This is a genomic window from Pseudomonas sp. GV105 (assembly GCF_003058185.1).
Classification (GTDB): domain Bacteria; phylum Pseudomonadota; class Gammaproteobacteria; order Pseudomonadales; family Pseudomonadaceae; genus Aquipseudomonas; species Aquipseudomonas veronii.
Genome location: NZ_QBUF01000008.1, coordinates 138,145 through 161,297, shown reverse-complemented (window position 1 = coordinate 161,297; position 23,153 = coordinate 138,145). Strand labels below are relative to the sequence as shown.

21 protein-coding genes are annotated in these 23,153 nt (G+C 59.9%); 8 read left to right on the top strand and 13 right to left on the bottom strand.

Features of this window, described 5'->3' with window-relative positions:
- Window positions 1-59: 59 nt before the first annotated feature.
- The 4 genes from C8K66_RS17295 to C8K66_RS17280 all read right to left on the bottom strand — a co-directional run bounded on the left by C8K66_RS17295 (window position 60) and on the right by C8K66_RS17280 (window position 3,284).
- Window positions 60-416, bottom strand: coding sequence for a hypothetical protein (locus C8K66_RS17295; RefSeq protein ID WP_108525507.1), 357 nt, complete (start codon window positions 414-416; stop codon window positions 60-62).
- Window positions 417-510: 94 nt separating this feature from the next.
- Window positions 511-816 carry a chorismate mutase gene (locus tag C8K66_RS17290; protein WP_079444759.1) on the bottom strand — a complete coding sequence of 102 codons (306 nt, stop codon included), beginning with the start codon at window positions 814-816 and terminating at the stop codon, window positions 511-513.
- 33 nt (window positions 817-849) lie between these two features.
- Window positions 850-2,703, bottom strand: a complete 1,854-nt coding sequence (locus C8K66_RS17285; protein ID WP_046381989.1) for a DUF4105 domain-containing protein — start codon at window positions 2,701-2,703, stop codon at window positions 850-852.
- 92 nt (window positions 2,704-2,795) lie between these two features.
- Window positions 2,796-3,284: a DUF3015 domain-containing protein gene (locus tag C8K66_RS17280; protein ID WP_046381990.1), complete on the bottom strand. Its 489-nt coding sequence runs from the start codon at window positions 3,282-3,284 to the stop codon at window positions 2,796-2,798.
- A gap of 267 nt (window positions 3,285-3,551) precedes the next feature.
- Here C8K66_RS17280 and C8K66_RS17275 point away from each other — a divergent pair, with 267 nt between their 5' ends.
- Together C8K66_RS17275 and C8K66_RS17270 are read left to right on the top strand one after the other, a co-directional pair.
- Window positions 3,552-5,990: a Lon protease family protein gene (locus C8K66_RS17275; RefSeq protein ID WP_017847320.1), complete on the top strand. Its 2,439-nt coding sequence runs from the start codon at window positions 3,552-3,554 to the stop codon at window positions 5,988-5,990.
- Window positions 5,991-6,169: 179 nt separating this feature from the next.
- Window positions 6,170-6,487, top strand: coding sequence for a hypothetical protein (locus C8K66_RS17270; protein ID WP_017847321.1), 318 nt, complete (start codon window positions 6,170-6,172; stop codon window positions 6,485-6,487).
- A gap of 6 nt (window positions 6,488-6,493) precedes the next feature.
- Here C8K66_RS17270 and C8K66_RS17265 read toward each other — a convergent pair whose 3' ends face one another.
- Window positions 6,494-8,317, bottom strand: coding sequence for a hypothetical protein (locus tag C8K66_RS17265; protein WP_108525505.1), 1,824 nt, complete (start codon window positions 8,315-8,317; stop codon window positions 6,494-6,496).
- Window positions 8,318-8,480: 163 nt separating this feature from the next.
- Between C8K66_RS17265 and C8K66_RS17260 the strand changes: the two genes are divergently transcribed.
- Entirely contained in the window at window positions 8,481-8,969 is a 489-nt protein-coding gene (locus C8K66_RS17260; protein ID WP_017847323.1) for a TIGR00645 family protein, read from the top strand.
- Between the two features lie 15 nt (window positions 8,970-8,984).
- Here the strand turns inward: C8K66_RS17260 and C8K66_RS17255 are convergent, their stop codons facing one another.
- The 4 genes from C8K66_RS17255 to C8K66_RS17240 all read right to left on the bottom strand — a co-directional run bounded on the left by C8K66_RS17255 (window position 8,985) and on the right by C8K66_RS17240 (window position 15,028).
- Complete coding sequence (locus tag C8K66_RS17255; RefSeq protein ID WP_108525503.1) at window positions 8,985-10,424, bottom strand: glycosyltransferase family 39 protein; 1,440 nt, start codon at window positions 10,422-10,424, stop codon at window positions 8,985-8,987.
- 158 nt (window positions 10,425-10,582) lie between these two features.
- Window positions 10,583-12,745 (bottom strand): methyl-accepting chemotaxis protein, encoded by a 2,163-nt coding sequence (locus C8K66_RS17250; RefSeq protein WP_079444755.1) that lies wholly within the window; start codon window positions 12,743-12,745, stop codon window positions 10,583-10,585.
- A gap of 131 nt (window positions 12,746-12,876) precedes the next feature.
- Window positions 12,877-14,148 (bottom strand): HD-GYP domain-containing protein, encoded by a 1,272-nt coding sequence (locus C8K66_RS17245; RefSeq protein ID WP_305729453.1) that lies wholly within the window; start codon window positions 14,146-14,148, stop codon window positions 12,877-12,879.
- The gene (locus C8K66_RS17240; RefSeq protein ID WP_057005104.1) at window positions 14,096-15,028 is read right to left on the bottom strand and encodes a chemotaxis protein CheV; all 933 of its coding nucleotides are present in this window, start codon (window positions 15,026-15,028) and stop codon (window positions 14,096-14,098) included. The genes C8K66_RS17245 and C8K66_RS17240 overlap by 53 nt, the downstream gene beginning before the upstream one ends.
- Window positions 15,029-15,578: 550 nt before the next feature.
- On the opposite strand from C8K66_RS17240, the gene C8K66_RS17235 reads away from it, so the two are divergent.
- A complete protein-coding gene (locus C8K66_RS17235; RefSeq protein ID WP_108525499.1) occupies window positions 15,579-17,051 on the top strand; it encodes a hypothetical protein in 1,473 nt (490 codons plus the stop codon).
- On the top strand, window positions 17,033-17,692 hold the full coding sequence (locus C8K66_RS17230; protein ID WP_256590950.1) for an ankyrin repeat domain-containing protein: 660 nt from the start codon (window positions 17,033-17,035) through the stop codon (window positions 17,690-17,692). Before C8K66_RS17235 ends, C8K66_RS17230 begins: the two co-directional genes overlap by 19 nt.
- Here C8K66_RS17230 and C8K66_RS17225 read toward each other — a convergent pair.
- Window positions 17,658-18,533, bottom strand: a complete 876-nt coding sequence (locus tag C8K66_RS17225; protein WP_017847330.1) for a WYL domain-containing protein — start codon at window positions 18,531-18,533, stop codon at window positions 17,658-17,660. The two genes, C8K66_RS17230 and C8K66_RS17225, sit on opposite strands and share 35 nt — an antisense overlap.
- A 119-nt stretch (window positions 18,534-18,652) precedes the next feature.
- On the opposite strand from C8K66_RS17225, the gene C8K66_RS17220 reads away from it, so the two are divergent.
- Together C8K66_RS17220 and C8K66_RS17215 are read left to right on the top strand one after the other, a co-directional pair.
- The gene (locus C8K66_RS17220; protein WP_108525495.1) at window positions 18,653-18,910 is read left to right on the top strand and encodes a hypothetical protein; all 258 of its coding nucleotides are present in this window, start codon (window positions 18,653-18,655) and stop codon (window positions 18,908-18,910) included.
- A gap of 32 nt (window positions 18,911-18,942) precedes the next feature.
- A complete protein-coding gene (locus C8K66_RS17215; protein ID WP_108525493.1) occupies window positions 18,943-19,137 on the top strand; it encodes a hypothetical protein in 195 nt (64 codons plus the stop codon).
- A gap of 10 nt (window positions 19,138-19,147) precedes the next feature.
- Here C8K66_RS17215 and C8K66_RS17210 read toward each other — a convergent pair whose 3' ends face one another.
- The 3 genes from C8K66_RS17210 to C8K66_RS17200 all read right to left on the bottom strand — a co-directional run bounded on the left by C8K66_RS17210 (window position 19,148) and on the right by C8K66_RS17200 (window position 22,034).
- Window positions 19,148-20,188, bottom strand: coding sequence for a D-isomer specific 2-hydroxyacid dehydrogenase family protein (locus C8K66_RS17210; RefSeq protein WP_108525491.1), 1,041 nt, complete (start codon window positions 20,186-20,188; stop codon window positions 19,148-19,150).
- 248 nt (window positions 20,189-20,436) lie between these two features.
- Window positions 20,437-21,000 (bottom strand): histidine phosphatase family protein, encoded by a 564-nt coding sequence (locus C8K66_RS17205; RefSeq protein ID WP_017847333.1) that lies wholly within the window; start codon window positions 20,998-21,000, stop codon window positions 20,437-20,439.
- Complete coding sequence (locus C8K66_RS17200) at window positions 20,997-22,034, bottom strand: SDR family oxidoreductase (protein ID WP_108525573.1); 1,038 nt, start codon at window positions 22,032-22,034, stop codon at window positions 20,997-20,999. Before C8K66_RS17200 ends, C8K66_RS17205 begins: the two co-directional genes overlap by 4 nt.
- A 131-nt stretch (window positions 22,035-22,165) precedes the next feature.
- Between C8K66_RS17200 and C8K66_RS17195 the strand changes: the two genes are divergently transcribed.
- On the top strand, window positions 22,166-23,053 hold the full coding sequence (locus tag C8K66_RS17195) for a LysR family transcriptional regulator (RefSeq protein WP_017847335.1): 888 nt from the start codon (window positions 22,166-22,168) through the stop codon (window positions 23,051-23,053).
- Window positions 23,054-23,153: the final 100 nt, after the last annotated feature.

Genomic DNA, 23,153 nt, shown 5'->3' with positions numbered 1-23,153 from the left:
TCTATAGCGTTTGGGCCATGTTCGCCGCACTTTAGTTTCGACGAATGTCTGAAAGCGACCTATTGCGAGCGATAAGCCTTGGCTGCGTCGCGATCCTTCTCCTGCTGCCAGGCGCGCTCGCGCTCGTCCCAGTGATGGTCTTTGTAGTCGCGCAACTCTTCGTTTTCGCGCATGGCCTTGCACTGGCGAAAGCCATCTTCCCAGCCTTCGGCGTATACGCGGTCTTTCAGATAACGCGGCACATTCTTACGAAACCCCCCGGTGATCACCCCCGCTGCCTGGCGACCACTGCTGCAGCCGTCATCGAAGCCGTCGGCAAACGCCGGTGGATAACCCTTGGCCAGCAACTCCTGATGGGTCGATTGGCAACCCGACAACCCCAGCACCGCACACAGCATTACTGCATACCGCCACATTACTTGCTCCCTGGCCGTTTCACGGCTGATAGGGGAAGTCTAGAAGGGGATTCGTCGGGGGGATGTGAAAGGGGGGTGAGAAAGGTGTTGGGTGCTATGTCGTCTGATGGCTGGCCAGCGCAGCATGCTCAGCCAATTCTTGCTGGATAAACGCCGCAATCATCGCGCGGTACACCTGTTCGGTGACGTCGGGATTGGCGCCGACCGTTTGGGACAGATTGCGCACTTTGCTGATCACCTGTTCGACGCGCTGTGGTGCCTTGACGCCGTCGGTGTCTTTTTTGAAGCGTGCCGCCTGGGAAACGTAGTGGCCGCGTTCGGCCAACAGGCTGACGATTTGCTGGTCGAGGCGGTCGATGTTGCTTCGGACTTCTTCAAGGGTGGTGCAGGTAACGGCCATGTTGAGTGAACTCCTGATTCTGGTTGGGCTTGGTCAGTAGTGATACCACTTCATCTCAAGCATTACCTCATTCACCGGCGTCGACAAGTGGCTGTACTCGCGTTGGGCGCTCAGGCGCAGGCCGAGGTTGCGCGACAATTCCCACTGCTGGTTCAGGCTGATGCTGCGCCGTACTTCGCCATTGGTGAAGAAATCTCCCTTGGCTTCCAGGCTCAGGTTGCCCAGCGGGTTTTTCCACAGTACGCCGGTGTTGAAACCGGCGGCGGGGGAGATGGCTTCGCTGAAGTCGTTGTTGTGTTCCACGCGCACGGTGCCGAGGGCGAAGCCGAGCATGTCGTCGCGCAGTTGCCAGGTGCCGCCGGCGCCGCCGTTGACGTGGGCGACCAGGGTTTCATCGTCGTGTTTGCCCGGCACGCGTTCCAGGCCGCCGGTGACTTGCCATGACCAGGGTTGCAGCAACGCGTTGCGCGGAGTCAGGGAGCGGATGGTGGCCAGGTCCAGTTGCTGCAGTTGCCAGTGGTTGCCTTCGTACTGGCGCAGTTTCATTTGCAGGATCTCGATCTGCGCGCCGAGGGGGAAGCCTTCGGCGTTGTCGTTGAGGTCGTGGTAGGCCATGCGCAGGCCGTATTCGCCGAAGGCTTTGTCGCCACGCGTGCCGATGCCGGCTTGCCAGGTGCGTGATTCATGGCCGGTTTCCGGCAGGCCTGGGGGCGTGATCTTCAGGTCGGGCGCGGGGTTCTGGTTGATTGCACGCAGCAGTTCGAAGCTGCGTTGGGAGCGTTCGGTGTCGCGCTCCAGGCCATTGGCGCGGTAGCGGCCGAGGCGGTAGGCGGCGTCGATGATCAGCGCCTGGCGCTCGCGCGGCAACGCTTTAAACGCAGGCGCCTGCAATTGTTTCTGGTCGTCGCTGACTTTCAGCACCCATTGCTGCTCGTCGCTGTCCAGCGGTTTGGCGCGTTCCAGCAACTCGCGCTCACGGGACGGGCGATAGTCGATCTTCTCGACCAGGCCGGCGTCTTTCACGGCCTTGACCGTGTCGGTGGGGATCGCAGTGAGCGGGAATTGCTCGGTCAGGCGCAGGCCGGGGCGGGCCACTTGCAGCAACTCCAACAGGCGGTAGGAGCAGTTTTCGTCGAAGAAGAAGTAGTCGAACTGGATCTGCTTGAGTTCCCACACGTGCTCGACCATGCGCTCGGTCTCGACCTGGGTCAGGTTCAGGCGGTATTCCCACAGGTCGCGGTTCTCCAGGCTGCGGTATTCGGAGAGTTTTTCCTGGTAGGGCACCAGGGCGAACAGGCCGGGGTAGCCGCCCATCAGGCCTTTCCAGGCGTAGAGGATGCTGTTGTCCGAGCCTTCGATGTACGCGCCGAAGTTGATCGCATAGCTGAGCAGCGCGGTGTTGTTGCTCTGCACGTCGGCCTGGTCGATGCGCAGCAGGGTGTGGCCGAACATCGATGAAGGGCTGTTGAGGTAGGCCGCCGGGAAGATCATCACCGCGCTATGGGGCGCGACGTCCTTGAACCATTGCTTGAATTCGTTGCAGCCCACGGCGGGCAGGTCGGTCAGTTGCAACCGGTCCTTGAGCCAGCGGGTACGTGCGGGGTAAACGCATTGTGCGTGTTTTTCACCCAGGCTGGCCGGCGCGTAGAGCGCGTCGACGGTGGCCTTGAGTTCGGCATCCGGGTGATGGGCGCCATCGGCGGCGAGGAAGAATTTTTTGTCGCTGACATAGCTGCGCCAGCCACTGACTTTGCCGGCTTCGTAATGGCCCAAGGACAACCAGAACGGATCGTTGGCCAATTGCTGCAAACGTTGATCATCAAGATGCGGCGCCGCATACAACGGGGCGCAGGCGAAGAGTGCCATCCAGGCAAGGCGTTTGAGCATAGGGGCAACTTAAGTCGGAAAAAGTGAGACCCAAGCGGGGAGGCGGGTCCAAAAATAAGACCCGCGCCTTGGAGGGCGCGGGCGGCTCGAGCTTAAGCCTGGGTTGCGTATTTCGCCAGGCGGGCATCACTTTTCAGTACAGCCAGGGTGTTGTTGTGGACATCGTCAGCGGTCACGTCGGCCTTGCTGAAGATTTGCTGGAAGTGCTCGTGGGTCACGGCAGCAAAGTGCTCGCGATCTTCTGGTGCAACGCCCAGTACCACGGCGTAGGTGGTCAGCGCCTCGCCATTGCCTTTGGCCATGTCTTCGGACAGCTCGTTCATCATGCCATTCATGGCAATCCACGATTTGCCGCCGTAGGTCAGGGCGCTGTTGGTGCTGCAACCGTTGGTGCCCGAGGTCATGCCGAAGGTAGCGTTGCCCGAGGTGCCGTTGGTGGTGGACGCCAGGAAGTGCGCCGGCGTGCCGCGCTGGCCTTCGAACAGCATGTTGCCCCAACCGCAGTTCGGGCCACCGGGTGATTCAGCCATTGCGTTGAGGGAAACGACGGTGAAGAGAGTACCGAGAAGGATCCGTTTCATAGCTTTGTTCTCTTTGTGTGCAAACCAATGGACAAGGGTTCAGGCGCAGTAACGCGCCTTAGGGGCCGGTTATTAGTCCAGCCCGCGCAGTTTGGAGTTTAGGCAGGTTCCAGGGGTTCCGTGATTTTTAATAAAACAATCAGAGATATCTCGATTTTTTTGTAGGACGCAGCCCGTGTCTATGCTTTACCTCAGGCGCGCCTTGCCAGAGCGCGTAACAGAGAGCCAGAATGCCGCCATCTGCCCCGCCTGATGTAAGGAAGCCCGATGCCTGATCCTGTTGCTGCCAGCTTGCGTCTAGCGCCCGAAGCGCTGACTCGCCCTTTCTCCGCTGAACAGTTCAGCTTCTCGACCACCAATGATTTGGAGCCCTTTCGCGGTGTGCTTGGCCAGGAACGTGCGGTTGAAGCCTTGCAGTTCGGTGTGGCCATGCCACGCCCCGGTTACAACGTGTTTGTCATGGGCGAGCCGGGCACCGGCCGCTTTTCGTTCGTCAAACGCTACCTGAAGGCCGAAGGCAAACGCCTGCAGACCCCGTCGGACTGGGTCTATGTGAATAATTTCGATGAGCCCCGCGAACCCCGCGCCTTGGAACTGCCGGCAGGCGGCGCCGCGGCGTTCATCAGCGACATCAACGGCTTGATCGACAACCTGGTGGCGACCTTCCCGGCAGTGTTCGAACACCCGACGTATCAACAACGCAAAAGCGCCATCGACCGCGCGTTCAACCAGCGTTACGACAAGGCATTGGACGTGATCGAACGCCTGGCCCTGGAAAAGGACGTGGCGCTGTACCGCGACAGTTCCAACATCGCGTTCACCCCGATGCTCGACGGCAAGGCGCTGGACGAGGCCGAGTTCTCGCAGCTGCCGGAAGTCGATCGCGAGCGCTTCCACACCGATATTTCCGAACTGGAAGAACGCCTCAACGAAGAGCTGGCCAGCCTGCCGCAGTGGAAGCGTGAGTCGAACAACCAACTGCGTCAGTTCAACGAAGAAACCATCACCCTGGCCCTACAGCCATTGCTGTCACCGTTGTCGGAAAAGTACGCAGAAAACGCCGCCGTATGCGGTTACCTGCAAGCCATGCAGGTGTACTTGCTGAAAACCGTGGTCGAGCAATTGGTGGACGACGCCAAGACCGACGCCCAGGCCCGCAAGCTGCTCGAAGAACAGTACTGCCCGAGCCTGGTGGTCGGCCATCCGGTCAACGGCGGCGCCCCGGTGGTGTTTGAACCGCACCCGACCTACGACAACCTGTTCGGCCGGATCGAATACAGCACCGATCAGGGCGCGCTCTACACCACCTATCGTCAGTTGCGTCCGGGCGCCTTGCACCGGGCCAACGGCGGGTTCCTGATCCTCGAAGCCGAGAAGATGCTCAGCGAGCCGTTTGTGTGGGACGCCCTCAAGCGTTCCCTGCAGTCGCGCAAGCTGAAGATGGAGTCGCCGCTGGGCGAACTGGGCCGCCTGGCCACGGTGACGCTCAACCCGCAGATGATTGCATTGCAGGTCAAGGTGATCATCATCGGTTCCCGCCAGCTGTACTACGCGTTGCAGGACGCCGATCCGGACTTCCAGGAAATGTTCCGCGTGCTGGTGGATTTCGACGAAGACATCCCGATGGTCGACGAAAGCCTCGAGCAGTTCGCGCAGTTGCTGAAAACCCGCACCTCGGAAGAGGGCATGGCGCCGCTGACCTCGGACGCGGTGGCGCGCTTGGCCACTTATAGCGCACGCCTGGCCGAACACCAGGGGCGGTTGTCGGCGCGCATTGGCGACTTGTTCCAGCTGGTCAGCGAGGCGGATTTCATTCGCCACCTGGCGGGCGACGAAATGACCGACGCCGGCCACATCGAACGTGCGCTGAAGGCCAAGGCCACGCGCACCGGGCGGGTGTCGGCGCGGATTCTCGACGACATGCTCGCCGGGGTGATCCTGATCGACACCGCTGGCGCGGCGGTCGGCAAGTGCAACGGGCTGACGGTGCTGGAAGTCGGCGATTCGGCGTTCGGCGTGCCAGCGCGGATTTCCGCCACGGTGTACCCGGGCGGCAGCGGCATCGTCGACATCGAGCGTGAGGTCAACCTCGGCCAGCCGATTCACTCCAAGGGCGTGATGATCCTCACCGGTTACCTGGGCAGCCGTTATGCCCAGGAATTCCCGCTGGCGATCTCGGCGAGTATCGCGCTGGAACAGTCCTACGGTTATGTGGACGGCGACAGCGCGTCCCTGGGCGAGGCCTGTACCTTGATTTCGGCCTTGTCGAAAACCCCGCTCAAACAGTGTTTTGCCATCACCGGTTCGATCAACCAGTTTGGTGAAGTGCAGGCGGTGGGCGGGGTCAACGAGAAGATCGAAGGTTTCTTCCGCCTCTGCGAAGCGCGTGGGCTGACCGGCGAACAAGGCGCGATCATTCCGCAGGCCAACGTCGCCACGCTGATGCTCGATGAGAAGGTGTTGCAGGCCGTGCGCGCCGGGCAATTCCATATCTATGCGGTGCGCCAGGCGGATGAGGCGTTGAGCCTGCTGGTCGGCGAGCCGGCCGGTGAGCCGGACGCAGAAGGGCAATTCCCCGAAGGCACGGTGAATGCGCGTGTGGTCGAGCGTTTGCGCGCGATTGCCGAGATGATCAGCGAGGAAGACTTGAAGGAAGCTGAGAAGGAACTGGCGCTGCACGCGCAGGCGGAAGCCAAACCGAGCTGATCGGTTAGCCCGCCACTAAATTGACTCCAGGTTGGGGGCCAACGCCCGTTGGTCCCTACAACCTTGGTTTATCGCGTTTTTCTTCTATTCTGAGCACTAGGGATATCCACCGGAGTTGCAGGATAGAAACAGTCTCGCCGTGCTTGAGGCTGAACGCCGATCTACCGAGGGTCGCCGCCATGCCGCGCAACCTTTGCCTGACCCGCCAGTGTCTGGGCCTGGGCACTCGCATCGAATGCTCCATTCGCCCTCTCGCGGGGGATAACGGAATGTGGACGTTGTTGTTTGCCGCTGGAATGACCGGTGAGCAGCCTTCGACCATCAAATCCCAGGGACCGTTTCCCGGGCCGTTCGTGGCCGAAACCTTCCTGCAATCAATCGTCGAAAACCTGACCCAGCAAGGCTACGAGCTGGCGCAGGAGCCGCAGATCTGGTGCCTGCATCTGCAGGCCCACCTGCGCCAGCTCAATAACGGGCAGGAATGCCTGGCCCTGTAGGCCCGGTTATTTGCTTTCGGGCTTGTCCAGCTTGACCTCGAAGCCGTATTGCACGGTGCTCAGGTTGGTACGCTGGTAGCTTTCCAGCTGGGTCGGCTGGCCGTAGAAGTAATGCACATCAAACAACGCCGTGCCGTATTCCTCGGCGTGGTGGCTGACCCCGAGGATTTCCTTGAGGTAGTTGCCGCTGGCGTCCTTGGCATAGAAGCGCCAGCTGTCGGACGGGAACTGCGCCTGGTCGACGATCAGCGCGTTGTCCTTGAGCGACAGGCCCTTGGGCAGCTTGGTCACGTCGATCATGGCTTGGTCGATGCTGGCCAGGAACAGCGGAATCGAGCCCACCACAAACGCCGGGTTCTCCGGGAACAGGTTGAGGTCGTAGGTGAGCGTGCCGCGTGCAGGGTTCAGCTCGAAGGCTTCGCTCGGCAACTCGATGGGCTCGCCGCGCTCGCCTTTTTCATTGGCTGTGAAAAACGTCACCGGGGCTTCGTCGCTGTTGCGTTCGGTGCCCGCCAATTCGTCGTTGAAGGTGTAGGGGTGGTCAAACACGATATGCGCGGCGCTGGCATCTTCGACGGACTGGCTGATGGTCACGCTGTTTTTCAGTTGGTCCTCGGTCATCGTCGCGGTTTTCAGCCAACTGGCGGTGCTGTCGTCATACACCGTTACCGCCATCGGCAAGGCTTGCACGGTTTTCTGCAGGCTGTTCTTGTCGAAGCGCAATACGGGCAGGTCGAGGTCCTTGCGGGTCAGCGTGGCCTTGGAAAAGTCCAGCACGTCGACCTGCAGCGTGTCGATCAGGCCATTGAAGTAGACCTTGGCGTAATGGCTGCTTTGCTGGTGTTCGAAGGCTTTCTGCTCGTCCGTCAGTTGTTTCTCAAACGCGTCCGACCAGGCTTTCTGCTTTTGCATCTGCGCCAGTTGTTTCTCGTAGAACGCCACCTGCGCGGCATTTTCGTTGATCGAGCCCGAGCGCGTGAGGAACTGCCCGGTACTGTCGCGGGCCTGCACCAGCAACGGGTCCGGTGATTCGTCGCCGACCTCCGCCGCCAGCGGTTCGTGGTTGGTCAGTTCGATCTCGGCGTAGTTTTTTTCCAGGCTCAGCAGGTTGAGGGTGATATTGCCCTCGGTGCGCGGGTGGCCGAGGTCTTTTTTCGACAGGTCGAACGTCAGCACCTTGCCCGGCGCGACCACCTCGACCGTACCTTTGAGGCTGACGGGCTGCGGCTGGCTCTTGTTGTCGGTCTCGATGCCGTCGATGAACGGGTAGGTCACCGTCAGGTCATCGGGGTTGGTCAGGTTGGAACTGCTGGGGCTCAACTGGATGCCGGGATCGGTTTCCGACCATTCCGGCTGGAAGGGGATGACTTTGCTGTTGCTCAAGGTCACCGACTGCCATTCCAGGCCGTGGGGGAACGGGAACTGGTCGGGGGTGTTGAAGTTGAACGGGAACACCGGCTGCAGATCGGTCAGGTAGTCGGAGTGGGAGGTCTTGCGCAGCACGAACAGGCCGTTGATGTAGGTGTCGACCAGGGCCTGGGGCGTGGGGTAGTGCTTGAGCAGGGCCAGGCTGTCTTCGCCGTATTCGGCTTCGATGGGCTTGCTGGCGAGCTTGACCCGCGCCCGTTCCAGCAACAACAGCGAACCGCCGAGGTCGGCGATGGCGTCGCGCAGTTTGGGGTCCTGGATACTGTCGAGCGACTGTTCGAACTGCTTGGTTTTCTCTTCGAGGGTGGTCTGCTTTTGCTCGTCGCTGGGAGAACAGCCACCGGCCAGCAGCAATGCCGCACACAGGCCGATGCTGGCCCAAGGGGAACGCACATCCATCATCTTGAGTTTTCCTGTCCGACGTCTTTGAGCCGAGTTGATGGCCTCGACACTAGCAGAAAAACGCTCTTACAGATGCCACTCAGGTCAGTTTTCTCGCGGTCACAGGTGTTGGGTAGCGGCTGGTATACTCGCCGTCATTTCTAACCACGCTGTGTGAGATTCAATGGAACGCTTTATCGAAAATACGATGTACGCCTCGCGCTGGTTGCTGGCGCCGATCTACCTGGGGTTGTCCCTGGGCTTGTTGATCCTGGCATTGAAATTCTTCCAGGAAATCATTCACGTCGTTCCCAATATCTTCAGCATGCTCGAATCGGAAGTGATCCTGCTGCTGTTGTCATTGATCGACATGGCACTGGTCGGCGGCCTGCTGGTGATGGTGATGATCTCCGGCTACGAGAACTTCGTCTCGCAGCTGGACATCGATGAAAACAAGGAAAAGCTCAACTGGCTGGGCACCATGGACTCTTCCTCGCTGAAGATGAAAGTGGCCGCCTCCATCGTGGCGATTTCCTCCATCCACCTGCTGCGCATCTTCATGGATGCCAAGAACGTCGATCCGCAGCATTTGATGTGGTACGTGATCATCCACATGACCTTTGTGGTCTCGGCGTTCGCCATGGGTTACCTGGACAAGCTCACCAAGCACTGATCCCCCGCGCCGGCCTTACTGCCCGATGAAGTAGTAAGGCTGGCGATTGATTGCCATCTCCTTGATCACCGTGACCTTGCCGGTCAGTTGCTCCGTGTTATCCAGCAGCGCGACGTTGCCGGGGGCGGCGGCCAGGTAACTGCGCAGTTCGGGCTCGGTTTGCAGAATCGGCAAGTAGGCCTGCAGATAGAACACGCTGGCGCCATCGATGCGCTCGTTGGGCCGGAACAACGCGACCTTTTTGCCTTCGGCCTGTAGCGCCTGGATCTGGCTCATCACGGGCACGAAGGACTGTTTTTTGTCGGCTTTTGGCGCGAACCAGAAAGCAGCGCTCAGGTAGCAGGCGATGAGCACGGTGAACACGCCGCCAATCACGATTTTATGCCGCTTATACAGCGCCGGTTTGTGATCTTTCAGCCAGTGCAGCAGCACCTGCGCATATTCCGCAGCCAGTACGGCGGCGGCTGGCGTCAGCGCCATCAGGTATACGGTGCGCTTGCTGGAAGCCAGGGTCAGCAGGGTGAATTGCGCCACCAGCCAGACGCAGAAAAACAGACGGTAGCGGTTGTGCACCAGGCTTTTACGGAAGTGCCACAACCCCAGGTACACCAGGATATTCCACGGCAAAAAGGCTTCGGGCAGTTTGGCGATGTAGTAGTAGAAGGGTTCGTAGTGCCCGGCTTCGACAAACGAGCCGCTGAACCGCCCGACGCTGTTGGTCCACAGCACTTCGCCCACCGCCTGCAGCCCGCCGCGCTGGAACAGAAACCCCAGCCAGATCAGCAGTGGCACCAAGGCCAGCAGGGTAAACAGTGCCGGCCGCAGCCAGTCGCCGATGCGCAGGCGTTTGTCCATCCAACTGGTGCAGGCCAGGTACACAAAGATCACGATGCCCGGCATCGCCAGGCCCAGCACGCCTTTGCTCAGGGTGGCGATCACCATCCCGGCCGTGAACAGGGCCCACGCCCAGGCGGTTGAGCCCTGGCGCTCGGCCGCCGGCCGCATGGCCTGGTAGAACGCCAGCAGCGCGGTGGTCACACCCAGGCTGAGCAATGCATCTTCACCGACGCCGCGCACATTGCTCCAGTAACTGGCCATGGTCGCCAGGATCAGCGCCGCGCAGAACGCCAGTGTCTTTGGCCGCCCGAACGTGCGCAGCATCCCGTAAAGCAGCATCACGCTGAACAACCCGGCGAACGCCGAGGCCAGGCGCACGGCCCCGGGCGTGCCGCCAAACAGGCGGATCGCGCCGGCGTCGAGCCACAGGCTCAGGGGCGGTTTTTCCAGGAACGGCTCACGGAACAGCCGTGGCACCACCCAGTCGTTGTCCAGGTGCATGGCCATGGCGATCCCGCCGACGCGGGCTTCAGTGGAGCCTTGCAGTTCATGGTTACCAAGGGCGAAGAAGAACAACAGGCCAGCAAGCAGGAGCAGCAGAGGAACGGGACGCGTCATGGGGGCTGGTTACCGGGGCAGGGGGCCGTTCGAGGGAACGGCTCGCAATCGGTGAGTATAGGGGGGCGATTCTTAATATTTCATGAATGGGTACGAGGTTTGTGCAGCGGGACCGGGGCGGTGGTTTATTTCCGCCCCGGCTTCACTGCGGATGGGGGTTATGTCGCTTTGACTTTAAACCGGCTCAACCCTTGTTGCATGGAGCTGGCCCGTTCCGACAGGTCGCGGGCAGCCACCGCGCATTGTTGGGAGTTGGCCTGATTCTGCTGGGTGACTTCGTCGATCTGCTCCAGGCCGATACTGGCTTGCTGCAAGCCGGACGCCTGTTCACTCGAGGCTTGGTAGATCAGCGACACCAGGCTGGAAACGGTGCTGGTGCCGGTGACGATGTTTCGCAACGAGTCGGCCGTGCGACCGGCGATGACCATGCCGCGCTGTGTCTTGGTCGACGAGTCGGCGATCAGCGCCGCGGTTTGCTGGGCCGCTTCGGCACTGCGGGCGGCGAGGCTCCTGACTTCATCGGCGACGACGGCAAAGCCACGGCCCAATTCGCCGGCGCGTGCCGCCTCGATCGCCGCGTTCAAGGCCAGCAGGTTGGTCTGGGCGGCGATGTTGTCGATGGTGGTGATGATCGCGGTGATGTCTTTGCCCGAGTTGTCGATTTCGGTCATGGCGGCGATCAGTTCGCTCATCAGCTTGTCACTTTCCCCGGCGTCGGCGCGTGAGGCCTGGGATTGTTCGTCGGCCTTTTTCGCGTTGGCGGCGTTGTCGGTGGTCTGCGCGGCCATTTGCGTCATGACGGCACTGATCTCAGTGATGGACGACGCCGAGTTGGACGCACCGTCGGACAACGACTGGCTCAACTCGGTGACCTGTGCGGAGCTGCCGGTGATTTGCGTGGCGCTGGCCTGCACCTGGGAAATCAAGGTGTTCAAGTTGCCGACCATTTTTTCCAGGGACTTGCCCAACGTGTCGTTGGGGGAAGACAAACGCACTTCCAGGTCCAGATCGCCTTCGGAGATACGTTCAGCCACACGGACCTGACGCTGCAGGCTTTCGGACATCTCGTTCAAGGCCAAGGACAACTGGCCGACTTCATCGTCGGATTTTTGCACCAGGCGACGCGAGAAATCCCCCAGGCTGATGTTGGCAGCCAAGGCGGCGGCTTCACGAATCGGCCCGACGATTTTTGCGGTGGCGAACCACAGCGCCAGCAATGCCAGTACCGAGATACCCAGGCCGACCGAGACCTGCCAGATACTGCTGCTGACACCACGGGATTGCAGTTCCTTCTCCAGGGCAATCGCCTGGCTCATGACCACCGCCTTGGGCAGGTGGATCAAGATGGCCCAGGGTTTTTCGGTGCGGCCCAGGATGATCGGCATCTGTACTTCGATTTCCTGGGACTCCTGGTTGAGGCGACTGTCGCCCTGGCCTTTCTGCACATTGGCCAGCACCTTGTCCCAGGTGTCGGGTAGCAATGCCTTCAATGACTGGCCGATCAGTTCCGGCCGTTTACTGTCGGCGACCACCAAGCCCTGGTTGCTCAGGATCGACACCGAACCTTTGCCGCCGTAGAGGTCGGCGGACATTTGCTCGCTGAGTTTCTGGATAAACGAGATGTCGAAGTCTGCGCCGACCACGCCGTAAAACTTGCCATTGGCGGTGATCGGCACCGAGAGCGTGGTCAGCCACACATTTTTGCCTTGCACCACGTAGGGAAGGGGGTCGAGCACGCTTTCTTTCAGGGTGTCCCGGGGGCCGCTGTACCAGCCGCCCTTGAGCACGCCATTGGGGTGGCGGGCATCGGAGTCGTATTCGACCAGCGGTTGCACGGCGATATGGCCGTCCGAGCCGCGTGTCCAATAGGGCGTGAAGCGGCCGGTCAACGGGTTGTTGCCGCCTTCGTTGTTACGAAACGCTTGGTCCTGGCCGTCCACCGCATCCGGCTCCCAGCACGAATACGTGCCGTTGAAGTCGGGGTTGTCCTTGAGCACGCTGAGCAACATTGTATTGATTTGATCGCGGCCCAGTGCCAGCGGGCTTTGCGCACTTTTACTCGCGCCCAGCGTATTGGCCAGCGTGCGTGCCGAGTCCAAGGCATTTTGCAGTTTCGCCCTGATCGCATTGGCACGGGACTCCGCCAGGTTTTGTACTTCGCGAATGGTGCCGCTTTCGATCAATGTTGAAACTTCGGTGCCCACGTAGGCTTGATTGGCGGTTGAGGAGTACAACCCATATAACACCAGGCTTGCGCAAGAGATTAACAGGCAGAGTCCGGCGGTGAAGCAAATCCGAGTCTGTAATGAGTTGAATTTCATGGTATTTCCTGCCCACGCTAGTAGTTGCCGACATAATTGGATGGCGGCATTTCAGTTTTTTTTGTTCGCAAGGCTTATTGCTTGATCATGGGCTGCTTGAGCATATAAATGCAGTACAGCTGGGGCGTCGCTTAGTTCTGCTCGGACGCCTCATCGTCGAGCCAGAGACGTTCGGTGTTTTTAAAGCCATAACGCTGTGACGGTACGCGCGCAATGATGCGATCGGTTTGTTCGGGATCACTCAGGTCGATTATTTTGGGGGTGATATAAATATTCAACACCGGCAAGAAGAACAACTTAATCTTTGGCGTCAATAAAGAGTCGGGGTGTTGTTCGATCACCACGCCGATACTGCCACTTTTCAACTGAACGATAGACCCCACCGGATAAATACCCACGGACTTCAAAAACGCGCGGAACACCTCGTCGTCGAAATGCCCGTCCCATGTCGACATTTGCTGGATGGCGACCGCGGGGTCCCAGCCTTGGTTGTAGGAACGATCCGAGGTGATTGCATCGTAGACATCGCAAACGGCGGCCATTCGCGCAAAAAGACTGATCTGGTCGCCGACCAACTGATGGGGGTAGCCGCTGCCGTCCACCCGTTCATGGTGATGCAGGCAGACATCCACGACCATGTCGCACATCTGCGAAGTCGCCAGCAGGGTTTTCTCACCTTCCAGCGGGTGCGTGCGTATCAGTTGTAATTCGTCACCGCTCAAGCGCCCGGGCTTGTTGAGGATCGCGCCCGGTATGGCCATTTTGCCGATGTCATGCAGCAGGCCGGCCATCCCGACCCGGCGAATCAACACGGCGGGCAGGTTCAACTGGTTGCCCAGGGCAATCATCAGTGCACACACGGCGACCGAATGCATATAGGTGTAATCGTCGAGGCTTTTCAGGCGTGCCAGGCTGATAAAGGCGTTGGGATGGCGGGCGATCGAAGCGGAAATGTCGTCGACCAGTACGCTGATATTCTCCAACTCCAGGGCGCGGCCCATGCGGACATGGCTGAACATCTCGACCACGGCGGTCTTGGCGCGGGCACAGATTTCCTGGGCGGCAACAAGCTCGTCGTTCATGCAGGTGGGAGTGATCGTCGCCGCTGCGGGCGCAGGGGGCGGCTCTGCTGACTGGGGTGTCTCGGGTAGCTGCGCGCCGCAGCCCATGGCGCATTGGATATCCGCCTGCGCGTCGCGTGCGCGGCCTTGCCAGAAGGGCCTGGCCTCGCCGCTGTCTGGCGCCAGATGATAGAGCTCATTACATTTCAACATGATTTGCCCTCTGTTGATTTTGTTCTTATTCGTTTCCTTGCAGCCTCCTTGGCTTGAGTGTTGTTGTCGTGGAGCGTCAGTTCGTGTTGACGGCTTTGATACGTGAGACGACGCGGCCGGCCAGGTCATCGGGGCGGAACTTGGCCAGGAAGTCGTCGGCCCCGACTTTCTTGACCATGGCCTGGTTGAAGCCCCCCGAGAGCGAGGTGTGCAGCACAATGTGCAGGTTGGCCATGCGCGGGTCGTTGCGGATCTCGGCGGTCAAGGTGTAGCCGTCCATCTCCGGCATCTCGATGTCGGAGATCATCATCAGAAACTCCTCATCCGGCTTGCGCCCTTCGTCGAGCATGGCGCGCAGGTAGTCCAGCGCTTGTCGGCCATCGTTCAAGGCCACTACCTCGACGCCCACGGTTTCCAGGCAGCGGGTCACCTGTTTGCGCGCGACCATCGAGTCGTCCACGGTCAACACCCGCAGGTGTCGCGCCTGCTGGGTGACTTCGTGATCGATTACGCCGCTGGATATTTCCTCGGACGATGGCGATATTTCTGTCAGCACCTTTTCAACATCGATGATCTCGACCAGGCGGTCGTCCGTGCGGGTGACGGCCGTCAGGTAATTGTTCTCACCACTGCCCTTGGGCGGCGGATGGATGTCTTCCCAGTTCAGATTGACGATGTGTTCGACCGCGTAGACGAGGAAACCCTGAACGCGATTGTTGTACTCCGTAAGTATTATAAAAGCGCTTTCCTGATCCTCGACTCCGGGCAGTCCCGTTGCCATGGCCAGGTCAAGAATAGGGATGCAGACACCTCGGATATTGGCCACGCCACAAATATTGTTATTAGACTTTGGTATCGATGATAACTTCGGGCAGCGGATAACTTCACGAACTTTGAATACGTTGATCCCGTACAGTTGGTGATTGTTGAAGCGGAACAGCAACAGTTCGAGCCTGTTCTGCCCGACCAGTTGTGTGCGGCTGTTAACGGAGGCCAGTACACCGGTCATACACACTCCTTAAACCTGGTTGAACAGCGCTGATGTCGTAATGACATTAGCATATGTAGGGGGATGTAAAATATATGTGAAAATAAAAGAATGCCAGGCTTGGTCGTTAAAGCGATATGAAGTCAGCTGAATGTCTTTTCGCACAGTTGTTTTAAATGCTTAGTTGGCTAACTTATTGTTTGTTGTTGTTGAGAATGATTTAGATCGAAGGTTTTAGATGATCTGCAACATTCGATAGTTCATATAGCCCAAGTCGGAGTCGAGGCATGACCGCCGCTGATGATCCTTGCGGGTGCCGGGCACATCGATCTCGCGCATGCGTTGCAAAGGCACGTCGATGCATAAGTCGATGGGCCGCGTGTAAACAGAAGCGGCGTGTCTGAACCGTTCATATATCTGTTTCGGCCGAACCCTGGCGATGGTCGAGAAGCGTCTAGCCTGGGCCTGAGAACCTGCTCCATTTGTTTACCTGTACGGACAAACATCGTGGACGGGGTCGCTGATTTTGCTTAGGGTGTGGCCATTCGATATTACTGGCAAGGTGGTCTGCATGCAGCGCGAACAGTTCCTGGCGCAACCTGAAGTTGAGTCCTTCATCGCATGGCTTGCAGCGAACTTGCCGACGCTGACCTTCAAGCTGCGCTTCAAGTCGAGCAAATTTGTGCCTGGCGGTTTGACGGCTGATGTCCAGGGCATCGAGCAGGTGCTTGGGCACTATCGCTGGAAGGCAAGCTGGCAGGATACTCACCAATGCTCGGTGGATTCACGCACCTGGGCTGAAACCCAACGCTCTCTCGGGCAACTTCGCGAATGGCTGACGAGTGCGGTCAAACAGGGGAATGACCAGCAAGCGCTTCAAGCCTGCCTGCAGATTCTTCGTTGGGGCGGTGTGCGGGGCGCCATTCCGTTTTTGCACCGGCTGGCCGCAAACGGCAAGCTGTCGAGCTATCTGCAAAAGATGGCCGGGCTGATGTCGCTCGATGGCAAAAATGACCTGGATGATCTCGATGCGATCAGCGTCGAGCGTTTCGATGCGGGCCTGACCAAGATTCATGCGTTGTTTGATTCGTCGGGCTCCCCCATCTATGACAGCCGCGTCGGCGCAGCGATAGGCATGCTGTATTCACTGTTTCGCCAGCAATGGACCGGGAGCGGCAAACCCTTGCTGGCTTTCCCGTCCGGAGCCGCTCGTGGCAGCCAGATCCGCAACCCCGGAGCATTTTTGAACGGCCTGGCCGCGCCTCAGTTCTCTTCGATCAGCTATGAGACATGGGCCCGCTGGCAAGTGCGGTTGGGCTGGATTATCCGCGCCCTGCTCGAGCGCACCGGCTGGTTCGCCGAGCAAGGCGCGCTGCCTGCGCGGTGCCATGCGTTCGAGGCCAGCCTGTTTGTGCTTGGCTATGACCTGCGGTGCTTTGGGTGGACGCCTAAGTCAGCCGTGCCGGTGGTTGACCTGCCGGAACCCGAAGAACGTGACAGCACGGGCTGGGTGCCGACGGGGAACCCTTTCAGTCAGGTCATCAACGACTATCTGCTGTTCCGTCGCCAGGGTGGAAAAAGCGATAAAGCCTCGTTCGTTGACTGGTTGTCGACTCATCCGCACCACGCACGTCCGATCTCGCAGGCTACCGCTCAGGACTACTGTTTTGCGTTTTCGATGCAGGAGTTCGACCTCTTCGACCGCTCACTCGAAGCGCTGGAGCGGATTGTCGCCGGTGGCGAGGACGGCTTGCGTGCCGTCTTGGCGAGCGAGGTGCTGGAGCCTTTCACCTTGGGCGATGAGCGCGTCAGCGTGTGTCTGGTAGACGTCATGATCACGGGGCGGGCGTATCAGCGAGAGTCGACCGGTGACGCGCGCGTCGAGTCGATCTTGAGCGCCGGGTACGCCGGCACGAAAAACAGCGCAAACACACTGATGGCCCTGGGACGCAACGTGGGCAAGCACTTCGGTCTGTTGGACGACAAGCATTTGCCTACGCCGCTCTTCGAGCGTTTCTTCGGCGCATGTTCGCTCGAGGCGTGACGCTCACGACGTTGTGTGGGGGGCGGCCGATCACTCTGTTTGAGCGCATCGATGATCGCGCCGAGCTTGGCCTCAGCGACTGGCACCTCTGCGTGCTGTTCGATGAGGCGCCGCCTCTCGATCCGTCCGGCTTGAATCAGCGTGACCTGGCGGGCGATACGCCGCTGGACATGGCTTACCGGCTGAACCGCAGCGGCCTGATCGACACGCTGGAGTCACTCGGCGCCCAGGGCAACCCGCAGATTCGCGGCTGGGCCGGCCTGGGCAGCTTCATGCCCCACGACAAATACATCCACCTGCCTGCGCGATACGGCAATGTCAAAACCCTGCAAGCCCGCTACCGCCTGGGTGCCAGCCTCAATGACCGCGATGGGCTGGGGAACACGCCACTGCATTGGCTGCTGCTCAATGGCCACTTGAAGGCCGCGCGGTACTTCATCGACCGCGTCATGACGTTCGGTCTTGATCTGGGCGCGAAGAATCACCAGGGCAATACGCTGCGCAATATTGCTCTGCTCAACGGCCAGCATGAACTGGCACAGCGCTTACTCGCGGCCGAGATCGACAATTGCCTGCGTGCGCTGCGCCTCTGGCAGGACATGCGCCTCAATCATGCATCAACCACGGTCTCAACTCTTTGAGATTGGTGACCACGATCTGCTGGGCCTCGGGGTTGGTCGCCTGGTTGCGCGGGTCGACCTGATAGCGGCGCAAGACGTACTTCACCAGTGCCTTGCGACTGGACACCACCAGTTGCCCGTCGGTCATGCCGAAGTCGGTTTCGATGATGGCCTGCTGCGCCGCGTTCAAGCGGCCATCGGGGGCGAAGATGATTGGCACTTCGGTATTCCAGTCTTCGTCCAGTTCCCGTGTGTTCTGCGACGCGTCGAGCAGGTCCGGCTCACCGCGCAGGCGGCTCAGCACAAAGTCGCGGTACTGCCGATTCTTCTCGCAGTAAGCGCGCACATGCCAGCGCATCCCGGTGTACACCAGGGTGTGAGGGGCAATCAGGCGGATTTCCACGTTCGGGGTATTGAGCGATACGTACTCGGTCTCCAGGCGTAGACCGTCGCGGCATGCCGCGAGCAAGGGGCGCAGGATCTCTGGCCGGATCGGCCGGTCCGGCACTTCGAGCACCTTGGTATGGGCATATGCCAGGGCCAGGCCTTCGATGTGCGGCGCCCGTTCATTGTTCTGGTAAAGCAGGTGCAGGTAGGCACTGGCGCTGTCATCGATGAACAGCGGCTTGAAGTGTTTGCTCGGTACATAGCCCTTGCGTTGCTTGTCATATGTCAAGTTTCGGGGCGCATGTTCATTAATGTAGGTATTGATGTCCTTGGAGGCTTGCTGGCGGCTGATGCCGAAGCTCTGGATCAAGTGCCCCGTGGTCAGGCGGCCTTCCCACCAGGCGACGGTCTCGATCAAACGATAGCGAAGTGCCAGGTCCCAGCGCACTTGTTCGATGGATTGCTTGCGTTTCATACCTGCTCCATGTGCGTGAATACTTTACCTGTATAAGTCTACATTCTAGACCTGTCGTAAATCACTACATATCGTGTCGCTGTCTTCGGAATATCTCGAAGGGATGGAAGGATGTGAACATGAGTATGTCGGAAGTGGTTTCGACGGGGGCATTGGCGGTGATGGGGATCATCCTGCTGGTGCTGGTACAGCATTGTTTGACGTTGAGCGAGCTTTGGAAAATGCTTGCCCATTATCAGAAGGATCTGCGTTGGGCGCAGATCTGGGACATGGAAAACCGCGAGCTGCGGTCGGCGTTGCGCGCCGAGCGAGAACACGTCGCGCAGCTGCAGCGCAAGCTGGAATTGCTGCAAGCGCTGCTCCCGGTCACAGAATAATCCGCAGTATCGCCATCCAGGAGAACCCATTCATGCCGATAAAACCCAGACCCTTCACCTTTGTGTGTGAAGACTGCAAGTGGAAGAAAACCATTGCGCCGCGCAGTGACGCGCTGATGCCCGGCGATTGGTTCGCGAGCTGTCCGAAATGCGGCAGCACAGCCCTGAAAATGCGCGCGGCCGGGTGGCTGGAGGCGGCGCTGGCGGAGTTTGTGGCGCGGCGCTAGGCGTCGACAGCTACAGGCTGAACGCGTGGATCTTGTCGACGATCTGGCGTGAAGCCGTCCTGATTGCCGTTGCGGTATTGCCCGCGATATGCGGCGTCAGTTGTGCGTTGGCAATGCCTGCCAGCGGTGAGTTGAAGCGGTCCTTTTCTTGGGCAAAGGTGTCGATGGCGACTGCTTTGATATGCCCGGGAAAGCGGGTCATGAACGCTGCCAGTTGGTCCTCGTCGACGATGCCACCGCGGGCGGTATTGATCAGGATCGAGCCCGGGCGCATCTGGCTGAACGCTGTACTGCCGAACAGGCCCCGTGTGAGCGGCGTGAGTGGTGTATGGATCGAGACGACATCAGCTTCGCCGAGCAACTGCGAGAGGGTTGGTCTTCGATCAAGCCCAAGGTCCCGTGCGACCTGATCGGTAAAGCGCTCCGAACCGGTGGCGATGACCTTGATGCCGAGTGCCCGCGCCTTGCGAGCGACCTGTTGGGCAATGCCGCCAGTGCCCACCAGCCCCAGCGTCAGCTCGGAGAACTCCTGGCCGGGAGGTAGGCTGCCCTTGGACCAGTGGCCTTTATGGGTTTCGGTGTTGTAGTGGCTGAGGTCCCTGGATAAAAACACCGCTTGGGCCACCACGTATTCAGCGACGGCCGTGGCGTTGGAACCTGGTGTGTTCAGTATCGTCACGCCAGTGCGCTCGGCCTCTTGCCGGTCGATGTGGTTAAGCCCCACGCCTGCCTGGGCGATGGCGCGCAACGGTGTTGCCAAGGCAGGGGAGGCGGCGGCGCTGATCAGTTCGCCATCGAGGGGGATGTTCAGGCGCGTCTTGAACACGCTGTAGCCCCCGGCCTGGATTACCGCCGCGATGAAGGCGGACTTGTCGTGGCAATTGATCTGGGCGTATTGAATGCGCTCGCCGTAGTGGTTCCTGATGCTGTCCTGGTCGGTGAAATAATGAAGGTTCAGGGTGACGGCCAGCCCCAGTTCAAGGAATCGGTCGATTTCCTCAAATAGCAGCGGCGGGCCAGGGGCGTCCAGTATCAGGGTGGTGAATGCCATGCGCGTGATCCTCTTGAAAGAGTGCCTGAGTCCCTCGGCCGCCTCGATGACGTCCTTGTTCGCACTCCACCATAGAGCGTGAAGCCGCGTTATTCACGTTCCAGGCATAACGGGAGCGTTGTCCGCGCTTCTGAGAGTGAGGCTCCTTTTGGCCGTAGCCGAAGCACTGCACTTCACACGCGTAGCAAAGACACTGTATCAGGGCGGTGTGCCACCTGGACGGTTGCGTGCGCTCAGCCGATCACCGTCTATACACCAGCGTATTGGTATACCGTCGCGCTCCAATATTGGCTGCCATTGTGCTGTTGGCGGGTCCAACCGTCTGCGAGCAGGTGTTTGGCGATCATTCGATTCATCACGCCATGACCGAGCAGCAGAACCGGCCCTTCACCGGCGAGGGACTGCAGTCGTTGAGCGGCCGTGTTGGCGCGCAACCTTGCGGCGCCAGCGGATTCGATATTGCGTGAGTAACCGCACAGCCATAAGACCCGGAAGATAAATGCCCAGGTAAACGGCGATAGCCGGGGCAGTCGCCAACGGCCATAAGGCAGTTGCGCTTCGCAGAAAAGCGCGTCGACGACAGCAGGCTTCAGCCCGAGCACCTCGACCGAGGTCAGCGCACGAGGCGCGCTGCTTGAAACAACCAGGGTGGCGGCTGCGGCGAGTTGCTGGCTGGCGTCCGGAGCCGGATGGCGGATGATTTCGGATCGGTTGTATTGCTCGATCCAGTCTTTCATCTCGAACATTGAGATTCTTTCGCGCGCGGCCATCTTGGGCTGGCCGTGACGCATCAGGATGATGGTTTTGCTCATCGTGTGTTTTCGTCCTTGTTTGGCTTAACCACGCCATGTTTCCGATACCACGCCACAGTGTCAGAAACGGTCTGCTCCAGCACTCGAAAACTCAGGCCAAGCTCCTGTTCGCTCTTGTGGTGGTTAAAACAGGTACGGTGCTCCTCTCGTATCAATAGGCGCAACGTCGCCATGCTCAGCAAAATAGGCTTGCCGGTAACGCGCGCGTAAACCTCCTGCACCGCCGCCAACAGGTACAGCGCGGGTACTGGCAGTTGCCGAACAGGGGTTTTGACGCCCGCGATACGCCCCAGCACAGGTACCAACTGGCGCATGGTCAAGTTGCGACCGGCCGCGAGGTAGCGCTCTCCTCGCCGCCCATGTTTGGCGGCGGCGATCTGGGCACATGCCACATCGCGGGCATCGACCACGGAGAAGGTGCCGGGGATCAGCCCGGGTAACTTGCCGTTGATCACGTCCTTGACCAATTGTCCGGAGGAGGTCGGGCCCATATCGCCCGGGCCCCACATCCAGCCGGGCAGCACCATGCAGGCATGCATTTGGGGATGGGTTTCAAGGAACGTCAAGACGACACGCTCGGCGAGGATCTTGCTGCGGTAGTAGTCATCCGCATCGGCTTCGGCCCGCAGGCATGTCTCGTCGATAGAGGTGCCGGGGGCTCCGTCGAGCACGGCAATCGACGAGGTATGCACGAAGCGGCGGACCCCCGCGCGATAGGCCTGGTGAAGCAGGGCTTGCGTACCGGCGACATTGATCTTTTCGAGCGCTTCCCAGTGGCTGCCGCCCTTGTAGTTATCGCGAAAGAACGCTGCGGTATGAAACACCGTATCGCAGCCTTGCAACGATGTTGCGAACGCGTCGGTGTCGGCCATATCGCCAACGACCAGTTCCACGCTCGGCAGGTCGTTGAACTGCTGCTCACCCTTGGCCCGTGAGCGGACCAGGGCTTTGACGGCGTAGCCGTGTGCGACCAGTTCCCGCACCAGGTTGTTGCCCAGCAAGCCGGTTGCGCCAGTGACGAATGCGTTGCGCATGGGGTCCATAGTCATACATTTCATTCCAGTCGTTTCGAAGGCCGGTAGATATACCGTTGAGGCTGCGCCTGAAAAACAGCGACTACTGCATAATGGCTTTGCATATATGCAAACCCTGGAGGATGGGAGGTATGGCGTTGCAGGCAAATTGGGACGATCTTCGTCTGCTGTTGGCGGTCTCGCGGCGTGGCAGTTTTCTTCAAGCTGGCCAACTGCTGGGGATCGCGGCGTCTACCGTGTCCCGTCGCCTGACCCAGCTGGAAGCGGCCCTGGGTGAGCCGCTCGTTGAGCGCGGCGTTGAAGGCTGCTGGTTGACCTCGCGGGGCCAAGCCCTGGTGGACGTCGCGGTGGCAGCAGAGGCGGGCTTGAGGCGTCAGACGGCGGCGGAGTTGTCCGGGGAACACGCAGCGCTATGTGGCAGCGTGCTGGTCAGTGCCGGCGAGGGGTTTTCTTCTTGTGTGTTGGACGCCGCGAGCCGGTTTACGGCCCTGCATCCGCGCTGTTCCGTGGAGTTACTGGTCGCCACCGACTTTCACAAGATCGTCCGCGGGGTGGCGGATATCGCCATACGCACAGCGCACCTGGGCGAGCCATCGTTGATTTATCGACCCATCGGCAAGCTCGCCTATGGCGTCTTCGCTGAGGCCGGGTACCTGAAGCGATCTCCCGGGGTGACCCTGGCTACGGCGGTCAACATCGCCTTGCTTCCTCCGCTGGATATGTTGCCTCAAATGCGTGCCGCAAAGGCTGCGGGCCTGGACCGTGCGCAAATCAGCGTGAACTCGTTCGCCGTCCAACTGGAGTCGGTGCGGCAAGGCATGGGCGTGGCTGTACTGCCGCGTATTCTGGCGAAGGGCCTGACGGAGTTGTTCCCGGAGCTGGAACTTCCAGAGATGGAGGTCTATCTGGTAACCCGGCCTCAGGCGTTGAAACAGGCGCACATCAGATGTTTCTTCGACATTCTGGAGCAGGTATTGCTCGAAGTCCTCTGCGTCGGCACGCATCAAAGGGCGAGCTGACAACGTCGCAGTGCGGATCGCGAAGAGGCACCGCTGATGGTTCTCGTCCGTTTCAGTCGATGAGTTGTCTTGACGGAACATTTCGCTCATCCAGGCGGTT

Bases quoted from the DNA above. Each gene is read 5' to 3' on its own strand.
- C8K66_RS17295 (WP_108525507.1), bottom strand. From the start codon at position 416: ATGTGGCGGTATGCAGTAATGCTGTGTGCGGTGCTGGGGTTGTCGGGT.
- C8K66_RS17290 (WP_079444759.1), bottom strand. From the start codon at position 816: ATGGCCGTTACCTGCACCACCCTTGAAGAAGTCCGAAGCAACATCGAC.
- C8K66_RS17285 (WP_046381989.1), bottom strand. From the start codon at position 2,703: ATGCTCAAACGCCTTGCCTGGATGGCACTCTTCGCCTGCGCCCCGTTG.
- C8K66_RS17280 (WP_046381990.1), bottom strand. From the start codon at position 3,284: ATGAAACGGATCCTTCTCGGTACTCTCTTCACCGTCGTTTCCCTCAAC.
- C8K66_RS17275 (WP_017847320.1), top strand. From the start codon at position 3,552: ATGCCTGATCCTGTTGCTGCCAGCTTGCGTCTAGCGCCCGAAGCGCTG.
- C8K66_RS17270 (WP_017847321.1), top strand. From the start codon at position 6,170: ATGCCGCGCAACCTTTGCCTGACCCGCCAGTGTCTGGGCCTGGGCACT.
- C8K66_RS17265 (WP_108525505.1), bottom strand. From the start codon at position 8,317: ATGATGGATGTGCGTTCCCCTTGGGCCAGCATCGGCCTGTGTGCGGCA.
- C8K66_RS17260 (WP_017847323.1), top strand. From the start codon at position 8,481: ATGGAACGCTTTATCGAAAATACGATGTACGCCTCGCGCTGGTTGCTG.
- C8K66_RS17255 (WP_108525503.1), bottom strand. From the start codon at position 10,424: ATGACGCGTCCCGTTCCTCTGCTGCTCCTGCTTGCTGGCCTGTTGTTC.
- C8K66_RS17250 (WP_079444755.1), bottom strand. From the start codon at position 12,745: ATGAAATTCAACTCATTACAGACTCGGATTTGCTTCACCGCCGGACTC.
- C8K66_RS17245 (WP_305729453.1), bottom strand. From the start codon at position 14,148: ATGACCTGGCCGGCCGCGTCGTCTCACGTATCAAAGCCGTCAACACGA.
- C8K66_RS17240 (WP_057005104.1), bottom strand. From the start codon at position 15,028: ATGACCGGTGTACTGGCCTCCGTTAACAGCCGCACACAACTGGTCGGG.
- C8K66_RS17235 (WP_108525499.1), top strand. From the start codon at position 15,579: ATGCAGCGCGAACAGTTCCTGGCGCAACCTGAAGTTGAGTCCTTCATC.
- C8K66_RS17230 (WP_256590950.1), top strand. From the start codon at position 17,033: ATGTTCGCTCGAGGCGTGACGCTCACGACGTTGTGTGGGGGGCGGCCG.
- C8K66_RS17225 (WP_017847330.1), bottom strand. From the start codon at position 18,533: ATGAAACGCAAGCAATCCATCGAACAAGTGCGCTGGGACCTGGCACTT.
- C8K66_RS17220 (WP_108525495.1), top strand. From the start codon at position 18,653: ATGAGTATGTCGGAAGTGGTTTCGACGGGGGCATTGGCGGTGATGGGG.
- C8K66_RS17215 (WP_108525493.1), top strand. From the start codon at position 18,943: ATGCCGATAAAACCCAGACCCTTCACCTTTGTGTGTGAAGACTGCAAG.
- C8K66_RS17210 (WP_108525491.1), bottom strand. From the start codon at position 20,188: ATGGCATTCACCACCCTGATACTGGACGCCCCTGGCCCGCCGCTGCTA.
- C8K66_RS17205 (WP_017847333.1), bottom strand. From the start codon at position 21,000: ATGAGCAAAACCATCATCCTGATGCGTCACGGCCAGCCCAAGATGGCC.
- C8K66_RS17200 (WP_108525573.1), bottom strand. From the start codon at position 22,034: ATGCGCAACGCATTCGTCACTGGCGCAACCGGCTTGCTGGGCAACAAC.
- C8K66_RS17195 (WP_017847335.1), top strand. From the start codon at position 22,166: ATGGCGTTGCAGGCAAATTGGGACGATCTTCGTCTGCTGTTGGCGGTC.